Source organism: Nitratireductor sp. WH36-1 (genome assembly GCF_058725515.1).
Window position 1 is genome coordinate 1,785,013 of record NZ_CM178970.1, and the last position, 12,317, is coordinate 1,797,329.

Genomic DNA, 12,317 nt, shown 5'->3' on the forward strand with positions numbered 1-12,317 from the left:
GACGGGAACCATGCGCGGGGCCATCCACGTAAGCCGCAATGTTGGGGGGAGCATTTGGGTGTTGTCGTCCACCGCGATTTGCGATGAATCCAGAGCTACGGGCCGAGTTTAGGCGTTTTCTGTTCCCAGAATCCTTGCCTCCCTTCAGGCCGCGTCTTCTTCGATTCTGAGTACAGCGGATGGATCGACCATTGCCGTTTTTGTGGGTTGTAGAGACCTGGCAGTTGGTAGTGGTTATGGATGCACAGGAAGTCTTTGGTGTTCATGGTCGCGATCGTCGCGCCATACACGATGGCTGTAGCTGCGATCACCAGGTCCTGCTTCAAGCTGGGAGACTTGGTGTTTGGACCGTTGAGCCAGAGGTTTTTTAGCGCCGGTGTACAGGTCATACAGGCGTGCAGCCGTGCCACTTTCTCGTTCATCTCAAGATATGGGAGGCCCTGTGCGAGCAAATCATCCAGCCACTCTTCCAGTTCGCGGGCTTTTTGAGGGGCAGATTCTTGGATTAGTGTAATTCCGCGTTGGATTTCGAACACCGATGCAGGTGTAAGTGCAAGAGCCTCTTCTTCCTGAGATATCCACTCCGTGATGTTTTGATCCGGGAATTTTAATCTCAGGTTGCTGAGAACGCAGGTGTCAAGGATGTACATGCTGCTTCGCCTCGTACGGGCTTTCTTACTTCGGCGAGCTTTTGTGAACGTTAGAGGTTAAGAAAACGGGCGGTCGCGCAGTGAGGCAGTGTTTTCGAACAATCTGAATCTTTTCTATTCAGAGGGGGCGGAGACAAGGTGCGTCATGGCCTGACGGGGATGGTCGCCGATCACGGGTAACCCGCGATAGTGAGCGCAGATCGAGGTGGAGGGGTATTTTATCTGATCGGCTAGTATCACTGGCCCACTAAGACGGGCTGCGAAACTCGAAAGACGACCGCCGACGATGTCTGGATAGCACCTTGATTGAAAGTCTCCGGGAAATATGTGAGCAGGACGCTGCTCACCGTGTAGGTCTCCGGAACGCACTCCACTCTGAGCTGGCGGTGCCCTGCCTACTACAACACTAATCGCTCGTTCGCCCTTGATCTGTGCCCTCAAGGTTCCGCATGCGAGCCGTCCTGCAATAGCAAGAAATGACATGAAGCCTCACCTCAGCGTAGGTTTTAAGGCGGTTAAGAAGCCAGTGCTACATTACCCACGGTGAGTGCTGTTTTGAACGTGGATGCTGTGGGCGTGCCCTTCCGCTATTAGGAATGTAACAGGATGAAGATCATCCAGTATTGCGCAGCAGAGACGGTTTGATCGATATGCGGCGGTATCAAGTGCAATTCTGTTGCTCAGGACCTCTGGAAGCCCAGAAGGGGTCGGGGTATGGCCGTGCACAATTATCTTCGAAAGGCTCTCAGGGTAATCTAGGAACTCTTCTCTAATCCATCTGGTTTTTCGCGCGTCTTGGTGCGGAAGCGGCACGCTCGGATCAACACCCGCATGAACCAAATGGAATCGTTTGGTTTCAATAAATGAGACCGCGCTTCTGATAATCTCTACGTGAAGGGGGTGTTCACGAAGGAACTTCTCACGCGCCTGCTGGATACTCGTACCGTGTGAGATTCCGTAGGATTCTAGAGTTGGTAAGCCACCGCCACGCATCCAAGCCCAAAGCAGTTTTTCTGCGTCGCCGATTTGATTGATAAAGCGTAGCAGGAATTCTTCGTGATTTCCCAAGATGAGCCGTGAATTTTTGCTGCTGTTTAGTGTTTCAGCTACGAGGTCCATCGCTCTGCGGCTTTCTGGTCCGCGATCAATGATATCGCCTAAGAATACGATCCTGGCGTTTGGCGAGTCACTGATCGCGATTTTTGCCAATAGCGCCTCCAGTAGATCAGCTCGGCCGTGTACATCTCCGATCGCAAATGTTCGCATTTAGATCCGTTCCGTTTACTGACTGCGGCCAAGCAAATTGGGTGCGCCTGGTGAAGCTGGCTCTGCGTGAGATGGCCGACGCTTCTCTTCCGACCAACACAACTCTGGCTTGGCTTGGACGATCATAGTTTGATCGATTCTCTGTGGGGCAGGGGGGGAGCGTTGGGACCGTTCGACTTTCTCTTTGTGATAGATGCAAAATTATCAAATTTCATGCAAAATACGCCCCTAGCATTTTAATGCCTTGAAGGATTTCTCATGGTCAAAGGCAAACTTACCATTGGTGAAGGAACAACAGCCTCCTCTTGGTCTGCTGACGAGGTGCGAAGCAATTTTGATGAATTTCTTGAAGCTATCGCATCTAGTGGTCCGCATACGATAGTTGATGGGGAGCGAGAGTTCAGCATCCGACTGATCCGGGCCCCCGACACAAAGGTAGCCAATGCGTTTCTGGTGGCTGGCGGGCCATTAGAAAACAACTGAACGTTTTCGCTTGGATTCTGCCCTGTGTAGCCGTTGGGCGGTGCATGCGTTCGGGGTCACCGCTTGGTGTAGAAACTGGTTCGTGAAGAATGTCCCTGCAACGTGAAAAACGTCCTCCAGACACTGTTCTTTATGAATGCCGATCTCGTTGCTTGATCGGTGATGGACAGGTTGGGAACTCCTCAGTGAAGCAGATCACGAAAGTTGCTGTTCCGCTTTTGCCCGCATCCTGGTTATTCACTTGGTGATGTGGCGCTGCGCTGCGGCCCACCGAAGTAGCCATTCTTTGCATCTGCGAAGACGGCTGGCTGCAAGTCGACGGCAATGCGGACAGAACCGCACTCACAAGTTTTGCGTGTTTAAAAAGTGCCGCAAGGTTTCTACGAACTCTGTGCGATTATCAATATGGATGGAGTGACCAGCTTTTAGCTGGGTGAAGACAGTGCCTTCACGCCTCTCTGTCATGGTCTGCAATTCTGTCCCATCACATACGCGGCTTTCACTGCCAGACACGACCAAGGCGGGGCAGCGGCTTTGCAGCCAGACCTTCCAGTGATTGCCGTTCGTAGCCCGTTCCGACACAAGAAATTCGGCAGGATCGAAATTGAGCGTCCAGCCATCCTTCACGCGGCGAATGGACTTCTGCAGATATGGAGAAAGTCGTGGGCCGAGCTGTTCCTCCAACTCTTCGCGTAGGCGGAACGTGCCACTCCAATTCGTGACGTAGGGCGTTGAATCATCCTGAATGTTCACGCCGATATCTTCGATTATCATTGCGGAAACCCGATCCGGCTGCGCTGCTGCAAAATGATAGGCGACGATACCGCCGAACGAGTGTCCCAAGACCGGAACTGGCTCGTTAATGGAGAGATTCTTCAACAGGGCGACCACATCGCCAAGATAGGCGGCCATGTTGTGCGCGGCCCCATGGTCGGTTTCCCCAAAACCACGCTGGTCGAGTGCGATTACGCGCCACTCAGGCGAAAGATCGTCCGCAACTTCCGTGAAGTCGGACGCCCCCATCCAGTGGCCATGAAGAGCCAGCAACGGTTTGCCGTCGCCGCCGGCGTCAAGAAAAGAAAAGACCACGCCATCGTGCTCAAAACTGCGTCTGTGCATAGATTCACCTTCCGTTCTCGATCCGTATAGCGGCCTCATTCGGTTGGGGCAACGTCGCGAAAGGGCTTAGAACGGTCATGCCACGGCGCGGCGAGCCTGTCTGGAGAACAGCGCCACCGTATCGATCCGATCGGCCCTTAACGGACAGACTAGAGCGTGCAGACATTGCGGCGGCATTCCCCGAAGCGGCCGTTCATGGCCTGGCACGGCAGAATCTCGGGCGAAGTCAGCGGTGCACGGCGGAGTGGCCTCCCACTACAGTCCCTGGCGGTCCTCCCACTCGGCCTTCAATAGTGCATAGATGAACTCATCGCCCCAAGTGTCGTCGAAACGGTCGTTTTGCAGGAGGTGTGCTTCGCGGCGAAACCCTAGCCTCTCGACCACGCCAACAGAACCTGCGTTGAGTGGATCGAGCCGCGCGAAGATCCGGTGGAATCCGCACTGGCGGAAGCCGAAGCCGACCATCATCCGAGCAGCTTCGGTCGCGTACCCGGCACCAGCAAACGTCGGATTGAAGATGTATCCGACTTCTCCCTGCAAAGCCGCCTTGTTTGCCATCTTCAGAAGGACTTCACCGAGCAGCGCAGAGTCGACTTGCCGGATCACTGCCAGCCGCAGCGTGTCTCCATCCTCTTCCAGGCGGGTAGACATGGCAGCCGAAAATTGCTCTGCGAGCACGTCTTCATCGGGGACAGGAGTGTAGAGGAACCTGTAGACCTCTGGTCGCGTGTGATATGCATCATAGTCAGGACGATCGGAAGGCTCGAAGGGCCGAAGTACAAGGCGCTCGGAAACGATTGGCAGCCAAATCTGGTGGTTCATTGGGTCTCAATCTAAAGGTTAGTGGCGCTTCACATCTATGTATGCGGAACGGTGTTCGCAATGTGTTCTGAGGGCTCTAAACCGGACATGCGGCGCTGCAGCGGACTAGCGCCTAGTTGCACACCAACCTTCATCGCTCACGGCCCATTCCGGAGATCCGCGAACCGGTCAGCATGCTGTGGATCAACCCGTTAAACCAGCCATCCGCCGCAAGTGCAAAATCTGAAGAGTGGCGAGCTTACATTCCTTGAACGTATTGTAACTGCTGCGCGGTCTGTGACAGCATCCCGCTATGATCGAGTTTCGCACCCTCGCCGATGGCCATCCGGACCTTGCGCATTCGCCGCTGCTGCGAGCAGCTCTCCTAACAATGCAATACGCGCAAAAGCACGGAACAATCGGCCTGACCAAGACTAAGACCTTCAAGCGCGCCTTTGTGCATTGGGCTGTTGAGCATTTCGATTGGCCGGGGAAAAGCGCTGAAGAGATGTTTCGCTACAACAAGGTGATCAATGAATACGAGTTCCCGCCGCTCGAGGTTCTGCATCATATGCTGATTTCCCTGCGCCTAGGGCGGCACTTTAAGGGTGAGTTTCAGTTGACCAAACAAGGCGCATACTTGGCAGAAGACGCAGGCCGATTATTTGCCAAGCTGATCCCATACTTTTTGTTCCAGATCGATCACGCATCCTATGCGCGCCTCGATGAACGTCCGTTCGGAGAATGGGACATATGGATGAATGTGATCAACGTAGAAGCTGATCACGGTACTACTGAGGCTGCCTTGTTTGAAACCTTCTACGGTGAGCCAGAGGATTGGAACACCGTTGGGTGGCGAGACATGGCTGCGTTCTCATCGTGTGTGCTTCGGCCGCTCGAATGGGCGGGATTGCTGACCGAGACCCGCGACGACGGTGTCGGCAAGCACGTTTGTCATGTATTCAAAACCCCGCTCTGGCGCAATGCGCTCAAACTTGACACAGACGACATGCTGCGACCGATATCCGTTCAGTGAAAATGCTTTCTACTGCTCCCACAACGCGCCGTGACCTGAGTGTGACGGCTGAACCAGTCATTCACCTGTTGAAATGCCGTTGCGATGCGCCCACCGAAGCGGCCATTCGTTGCATCTGCGAAGACGGCCGGCCACCAGGCGACGGCAATGCGGACAAAGCTGCCGTTCGGCATCATAGCAACAATTGTCTGCCTTGGGGTGGATTGCAGAATGGCGGCTAAAGTCACTAAAAGCTAGTTAGTGGACGTTCTTGGGAACCAAATCCGTTCCTGCAGCCGGTAGGTATTGACCTTTCATGACCACGACATTGCGACCCGCGACCCGTTCAGATGCACTGTATTTGTTGAAGCTGGAGGAGGCGTGCATGCGCGCCTATGCGGAGGCCCTGTGGGGTGCTTGGCGTCCATCGGATACCGCCGAAACGCTAGATCTGTCGGGCCACGAGATCATTGAATTGGGAGGGCGTCCCTGCGGCTGTGTCGCCGTATCATGGCAGCCAGATCACATGTTTGTCGAGAAACTATACATCGACCCCGCATATCAGGGGCGTGGCATTGGCGCGCATACGCTAAAGGCCATGACGAGCATCGCTGCCGAAAAGGGCTTTCCCACTAAGCTTAGTGTCCTGACAACCAACCCGGCTGATCGCTTTTACACGCGGGAGGGCTTCACCCTCGAAGCGGAAACACCTGAGCGTCGCCGGTTCTCCAAGCCTGTAGAATAGCTACCTCACTACCGCGGCTCGCCAAGGTCGTAGCCTCGCCCGCAATTCAGTCGATGACGAGGCCACACGAATGGCAACTATGGACCACGCTTTCCGCTGCGCGAGCGAGCTGTGTGCCCCGTTGCGGACAGATCGAATGTCCATGATGGGCTCGAACCGCACATGCGGCGATGCGGCGCTCCAGTCCTGATCTTGGTAGTTTCCTGGTCGACACAAACGGCCCGAAGCCGACCTTCGTGCCAGGCGCAGCGGATTACCGGTCCCAGCCCTAAGCGGCCCTTGCTTTGCCGACAGTCAGACATTTCTGCTGATCACCTCAAGGCATGGAGCCGGCAATCGGGCGGCCATTTACTGCCGGTCGCCGATACGCTCCTCTAGCCTCATGAAATTCGATTCTCAAAATCGCAGAAATCTCCAAACGACTTTGATAATAGAAGGCGTTGCACGCGTTCCAAGATACGTCAATCGTGTCTAGTTTCGTCAACAATGCGGAGCTCTATCCTCTTAGCTAGAGAATCTACGCTCAAGACCTCTGCCGTCACGATGTCGTTTCTCTCCAATTTTTTACTAGATTCAGATAGTTTCGAAATGTGTGCAAGGCCATCAATGCCTTCCGAAAGTTCAAGGAATATTCCGAATTTCGTATGATTCTTCACTTTTGCCGGCACTTTAGCGCCAATAGCGAACTCGCCGTCTACAATGGCCCAGGAACCGAGGTACTCCCCTCTCTTCTTTTTGATTAGCGCCTCCAGCGACACTGTGGAGAATAGTTCACTTAGGTCATCTTCTGTAAAAAGCTGCTTATGGAAGCTTAGTAATTCTTGAGACTCGCTTAATAGAAACTTCGTCGCCGCGTCGGCGTTTTTCAGAACGGTCCTTTGATCAAACTGAGAAGACGGATTGCGGATTCGGTCAGATATCGATCTAGCAAGGTCTTTGTCTCTGAACCAGGTGTCCTCCGAAACGGCTGATATATAATGAATATTGCCAAGCATATATAGGTGCGTACGGCCTGCTGGCCCAATTGTAACAAGATCCTGACTCTTAATATCAGTAAGGCGAAAATCCTCACTAATTAAGCAGTGCTTTTTGGTCAGATAATTGACTTCACGCAAAAGCATATTTTCCGTAACGCCAATCCTTTTAAGAGGCTCATATATATCGCTCACTCTTGCGTAGCCGGAGATCCTTGGACCCTTGCCTATCACCGCAATATTTGCGAGAGCTCTAAGGATTGCTATTCTTACAAAGAAGTTTGGCCTCTCATCATCAATCTCAGAGGAGAAAACATTTACTACGTAAGAGTGGTCGCTGTCATAGTATCTCTTTTTGGATCTCAGTAGAACTCGGCTGACCATAGCCATGGGGAGCTTATAAGTACCCGAAGACTGCGCCATCTTTACGATATGGTCTTCGCTGATATGACCACTGGAACAGAAGTCGAGAAAAATCTCCATAGCTCGACGCATATTTCGACCGGACAAACCAATTAATAGGCGTCTAATATTTTTATCCGTGTCAAAAAGAGATCGCAATATTGATCTCAGGTAGGAGATTTTCTCCGATGATGTGTACACCGCCTTCATGGAGTTTGGCAGACTATATGAGTACTTCTTGTTTGGGTCTTCGTTCAGCTTCATAATGGCAAAGTCAACTCTAGAACGAAGTATGAGGTCAAATCGGGGTGGCTCAATTCTGAATGATAGATCCTTTAGGGCAGTATCAAGAGGGGGAAGGTCCAGATTATTGTCATAGGTTTCCTCTCGAATAGGAAGGAATACCATTGATCTGAATGACTTCCTTATCCACTGAGCAGCTTCAAACATTAGAAGCTGCTCTTTCATTAGGCGCTTATCGCAATTGTCTAGCGCAATAACTATAAGAGCAGAGTTTTTTGCTGAAACATATTTGCAATATGCTTCAGCAACGCGCTGTTGATCTGAAAGAGCTTCCGTCAAAACATCGGCAAGCTTCTCATCGTATTTTTCTTTGTTGGACTCGTACAGTCTCCCGACGCCTTTGCGAAATTTCTCTACGTCGTCTTTGAAGATTTTTCTCAAGCTTTCTAAGCTGTCAAAGTCCATATCCTTTTCTGATGCTTGAACGCCTTTTATAATCTCCGACCTAAGCCAAGGGTAGATTTCAACTGATGAAACAGGCGCGTCATTCATATTGATATGAATCCACCGAGTCTGACGCCGTAAATCAGCAGGAAGTGCATTTACTCGCAAATGATCGACAAATGTTGTCTTCCCAGAGCCAGCAGCGCCAATAAGTAACATCACCTCGTTGTTTAGGTCGGCTCCCTTTCTTAATTTGGTGATCAATTCTTGAGGTGACGAGGAATCTGACAAAGCGGTAGTATTACCTTCAGATGGAGGTATAATTGCCTTGAATGTGCGATCGATTGAATCGACGTAGCGATCTCTACGCTTGGATGGTATGTAGCATTCCTTGGCAATAACTTCCCTTTCTTCCAGCGTGGAGGGGGAGAATAGCTCGCGAAAATCGGACTTAATTGATACGCCGAATGAGTTTAGGCCGATCTCTTCATCTTGAGCCGCCAGTCCCCCCACCATCTTCCGAGGCTTCCAAAATCGATCAGGCCTCAAATCACGAACAATTTCCCTATGCCAATTCTGTATTCCGTCTTCAGAACAGATGTCCGCAAAGCGTGAAAACTCGATATCAACGGCACTCCAGCGCTCATATGGAATATCAAATTCGGGCTCACCTGAGTTGCTGTGGCCTGCAAGCAGGGAACGACCGTCTGATGCGATTACATACTTTACTGGGTCAAACTTGGGGCCAAATCCAGAATTCAACTCACTCGCGTAAAGTCGCGCCTCTCTGAGTGCTTCATGCAGATCTTCACCTGGAGCCTTAGCCTCGACAACTAGATATGGAAGCCCATCTATTGTCACTACGAAATCAGGGAAATAGTTCTTCTTTGATCGACCCTTATCTATCAATATCCCTTTTATGCTCACCTTAGTGATTATATTGGCGATATCGTGCCCCAGTCCATTTGGCCTAGGCCCAGTTAACAGGGGGAGAATAGCCTTTTGCTCTGCGTCGCTTTCGCTTTTGATCCCAGAGTTCGCCCTATTCTCGTTCATCTGAAAGGCCCATTCATTTTGTCGGGCAGTTGTTCTGGCCACCCGCGCACTGTTTGATATCTACTATCGCGATTGAACTACGTTGTTATATCCGTGGCAACCCGCCGGATGTCCGCGATGCACCAAGGTGGTCGTTTTGTTGTCTATATGTGCTAGTTGAAGCTGGCCCTATACAGTCGCCTCCTAGAGCCTGATGTAGGCTTTGAGTGAAGTGGTCCCACTTTTTCGGACAGTTCTGCAGCTTTGCTAAGGTGTATCGGGTTTAGGTTTCATGCTGCTTTTTGCTCTTCCAAGCCTGCCCAATATGCCTCGTCCGGCGTTCGCCGATCAAGCGCGGAATGGGGTCGCTCGGTGTTGTAGAATGCCATCCAGTTTTTTATGACCCTGTGTGCCTGGAAGCCGTCCTTGATTTCTTCGAGGTAGACCGCCTCCTGTTTCAGGCTTCGCCAGAGCCGCTCGATGGGTAATCATCCCATTTTTAACGGGTTTTAAAACTGGACTTCAGGCCGCTGTTTTCAATTTCATTGCTGGCGTAATGCCGCCGATGGCCATGTTGGGCCGCTCATTGTTGTATGTCCATAGCCAGCGTGTGGCGTGTTCCTGCGCCTCCTCAATCGTTTCGAATATGTATTGTCCGAGCCATTCCTGGCGGACGGTTCGGTTGTAGCGTTCAACACAGGCGTTCTGTGGCGGCTTGCCGGGCTGGATGTGCTCCAGCCCAATGCCACGTCTCGATGCCCATACCTGCAGCGCGGCACTGACGTTTTCCGGGCCATTGTCCACCCGGATGCTCAAGGGCTGGCCGCGCCATTCGATGATCCGCTCCAGCGTGCGGATAACCCGAAGAGCCGGAAGCGAGATATCGACTTCAATGCCCAATCCCTCCCGGTTGAAGTCGTCCAGAACGTTCAAGGTCCTGAAGCTGCGTCCGTCGGCCAACTGATCCGACATGAAGTCCATGGACCAGGTCATGTTGGGGGCATCGGGAACAGCCAACGGTTCCGGTCTGCCTCGAACCAGACGCTTCTTCGGCTTGATGCGCAGGTTCAGTTCGAGCGCACGATAGATCCGCCGGACCCGCTTGTGGTTCCATGCAAAGCCTTTGACATTGCGAAGATAAAGAAAGCACAAGCCGAAGCCCCAGGTGCGATGCGTTGTCGTTAGCCGGACCAGCCAGTCCGCGATCTCGACATTCTCGTCGTCCAGTTTGCGTTCATAGCGATAGCAGCTTTCGCTGATCTGGAACGTGCGGCAGGCAAGCGCAATGCTTACACCGCGCAGCCGGACTGCATTGGTGGCCATCTCTTTACGTTGAGATGGCCTCAAGACTTTTTTCCCAGAGCATCCTTCAGCAACTCATTCTGCATCGCTATCTCGGCGTACATCTTCTTCAGACGGCGGTTCTCTTCGGCCATGGCCTTCATTTCCGCCATCAAGGACGCATCCATGCCGCCGTATTTGGACCGCCAGTTGTAGTACGTTGCGTTGCTGATCCCGTGCTCCCGGCAAAGATCGCCAACTGGAACGCCGCTCTCACCCTGCTTCAAAATTGCCAGGATCTGGCTTTCCGTAAATCTTGTTTTTTTCATCTCGTTCTCCAAGCGCATCAAAGGCCGGAGAAGTCCAATTTTCAACCCAATGGTTCTGGGGGACGATTACCGAGTGAAGTCTGGTTTTGGCCCAAAGCTGCCGATTCTTCGGGGCGCGATAAGACAACCTTGGGCCGGGAAAAATGCTGCTAAGCAATCTTTTATGTTGAATCATCTGACATCGCACTGCAAATGACATGCATTGCAGGAGATTTTGATTGCTCGATCATTTGGGAACCACGGTTGCAGTAGGAGGAGCGGACTACGACATCTCCCACCTCGCGCCTTTCATCTATACTCTGAACGCGGCTGGTCCTGATGGCATGGACATCAGGGTACGCGTCAGCTTCTCTTGTCATGTCTTCAGTGAAAAGGCCGCGCACAATGCTGCCTTCGATTTTCCAGATCATAACGGAAGCCATCGAATCTTCTGCGCGAACCGCTACGCCAAATGCCTTACTCTTCAACAAGGCGTGCGAAACCTGTTCGATCAGAACGGCATCACTTGGGAGATGAAGGACCATAATCAGATCGAAAACATGGCCGCATTGGCGCACGATCCGGCTGTGCGGATCGTCAGAGGCACACATGACGTGATCCTCTACTACTTCTATCCGAGTAACTCCGAACACTTCGAGATCGAGATGAACGTGCTGACTTGCCATGAGCGGGCGGTAAACACCGCGGACAAGCACAAGTGGAATATGAAGCAAGCTGTGCGAGCCTGCTATTTTAGCAAGGAGCGAATTCCGATGACCGAGGATAAGCGCCGAGAGCTTGCCCAGATGAAGGCCGACGAAGTGCGGGCTAAGAAGGCTGCCAAGCGCGAGAAACGGAAGGCATCGAAAGCGAAGAGGTCCTAAATGACAAAAGGCTCCCGTATAGGAGCCTTTTGAGAATAATGAAGCGGGTGCGCCTTACCGTGGTTTACCGAACCTCAAGAGAGGTGCGCAGCTACAGCATCAAGGCTCTCACCAAGAAGTCCCGCCACCTGAAGCTATCTCACTCTTACAAAAAACAGGCAGGGTTAGCAACAGAAAAGCGCATGAAAGTTTTCACAAACATGTGAGAGCAGCTATGCTCAAGAGCATGCTCGAAGTTAAGACGCTGAATCTACGTAGTTTCTTGCATCGTGACAAGAGTGAATGTCCTTCACAGTGTCATTTCGCCCTCAGCCGGAGCCGACCGCAATGGTTGCCTCGACTCCACGCGGCTCCCTTGGAGTGGGTCCGTGCATGTTCAGATCGATACGAATAGAGCGCTGACCTTTGCCTCCGTCCTCAGACGGGGTTGTCCGCCTATGTCCTGCGTATCGAACGGAAATCTGAACATGCTCCAGAAGCGCATTCCCATCCTGAGGCGGAACTCCTATGACCCCTTCTCTTCAGGAGGCCGGAGGTTCGAAATACGACTGTTGCGCTTGGCCCGACCCGAAAAGGGCTTCGGACAGCATCCACTGATGCGTCCGCCGTCGCCGCTTCCGATGCTCCGAGCCTGAATGCCGAGCCGAGTTCTCGGTGACATCTGGAA

General features: G+C 52.4%; 11 protein-coding genes. 4 read left to right on the forward strand and 7 right to left on the reverse strand.

The window, feature by feature from the left end; translation table 11 throughout:
- Positions 1–95 precede the first annotated feature (95 nt).
- A complete protein-coding gene (locus tag AC4PTT_RS08480; protein WP_492162495.1) occupies positions 96–650 on the reverse strand; it encodes a PIN domain-containing protein in 555 nt (184 codons plus the stop codon).
- Between the two features lie 534 nt (positions 651–1,184).
- Positions 1,185–1,859 (reverse strand): metallophosphoesterase, encoded by a 675-nt coding sequence (locus AC4PTT_RS08485; protein WP_492162496.1) that lies wholly within the window; start codon positions 1,857–1,859, stop codon positions 1,185–1,187.
- Between the two features lie 315 nt (positions 1,860–2,174).
- Between AC4PTT_RS08485 and AC4PTT_RS08490 the strand changes: the two genes are divergently transcribed.
- Positions 2,175–2,399, forward strand: coding sequence for a hypothetical protein (locus tag AC4PTT_RS08490; protein ID WP_492162497.1), 225 nt, complete (start codon positions 2,175–2,177; stop codon positions 2,397–2,399).
- Between the two features lie 342 nt (positions 2,400–2,741).
- Here the strand turns inward: AC4PTT_RS08490 and AC4PTT_RS08495 are convergent, their stop codons facing one another.
- Both AC4PTT_RS08495 and AC4PTT_RS08500 read right to left on the reverse strand, forming a co-directional pair.
- Positions 2,742–3,518, reverse strand: coding sequence for an alpha/beta fold hydrolase (locus AC4PTT_RS08495; RefSeq protein WP_492162498.1), 777 nt, complete (start codon positions 3,516–3,518; stop codon positions 2,742–2,744).
- A gap of 255 nt (positions 3,519–3,773) precedes the next feature.
- Entirely contained in the window at positions 3,774–4,340 is a 567-nt protein-coding gene (locus AC4PTT_RS08500; protein ID WP_317560172.1) for a GNAT family N-acetyltransferase, read from the reverse strand.
- Positions 4,341–4,632: 292 nt separating this feature from the next.
- Here AC4PTT_RS08500 and AC4PTT_RS08505 point away from each other — a divergent pair, with 292 nt between their 5' ends.
- Together AC4PTT_RS08505 and AC4PTT_RS08510 are read left to right on the forward strand one after the other, a co-directional pair.
- Positions 4,633–5,355: a hypothetical protein gene (locus tag AC4PTT_RS08505; protein ID WP_492162499.1), complete on the forward strand. Its 723-nt coding sequence runs from the start codon at positions 4,633–4,635 to the stop codon at positions 5,353–5,355.
- A gap of 364 nt (positions 5,356–5,719) precedes the next feature.
- Entirely contained in the window at positions 5,720–6,079 is a 360-nt protein-coding gene (locus tag AC4PTT_RS08510; RefSeq protein ID WP_492162500.1) for a GNAT family N-acetyltransferase, read from the forward strand.
- 461 nt (positions 6,080–6,540) lie between these two features.
- Here AC4PTT_RS08510 and AC4PTT_RS08515 read toward each other — a convergent pair whose 3' ends face one another.
- The 3 genes from AC4PTT_RS08515 to AC4PTT_RS08525 form a co-directional block, all read right to left on the reverse strand.
- Positions 6,541–9,198, reverse strand: coding sequence for a S1 RNA-binding domain-containing protein (locus AC4PTT_RS08515; protein ID WP_492162501.1), 2,658 nt, complete (start codon positions 9,196–9,198; stop codon positions 6,541–6,543).
- 269 nt (positions 9,199–9,467) lie between these two features.
- Positions 9,468–9,659 (reverse strand): integrase core domain-containing protein, encoded by a 192-nt coding sequence (locus tag AC4PTT_RS08520; protein ID WP_492162599.1) that lies wholly within the window; start codon positions 9,657–9,659, stop codon positions 9,468–9,470.
- A gap of 40 nt (positions 9,660–9,699) precedes the next feature.
- Positions 9,700–10,787, reverse strand: a protein-coding gene (locus AC4PTT_RS08525) for an IS3 family transposase (protein ID WP_492162502.1) whose coding sequence is annotated in 2 segments (ribosomal slippage) — positions 9,700–10,526 and positions 10,526–10,787 — 1,089 coding nt in all. Because the reading frame shifts where the segments join, the coding sequence is not laid out codon by codon here.
- A 218-nt stretch (positions 10,788–11,005) separates the two neighbouring features.
- Between AC4PTT_RS08525 and AC4PTT_RS08530 the strand changes: the two genes are divergently transcribed.
- The gene (locus AC4PTT_RS08530; protein ID WP_492162503.1) at positions 11,006–11,650 is read left to right on the forward strand and encodes a YjaZ family protein; all 645 of its coding nucleotides are present in this window, start codon (positions 11,006–11,008) and stop codon (positions 11,648–11,650) included.
- Positions 11,651–12,317: the final 667 nt, after the last annotated feature.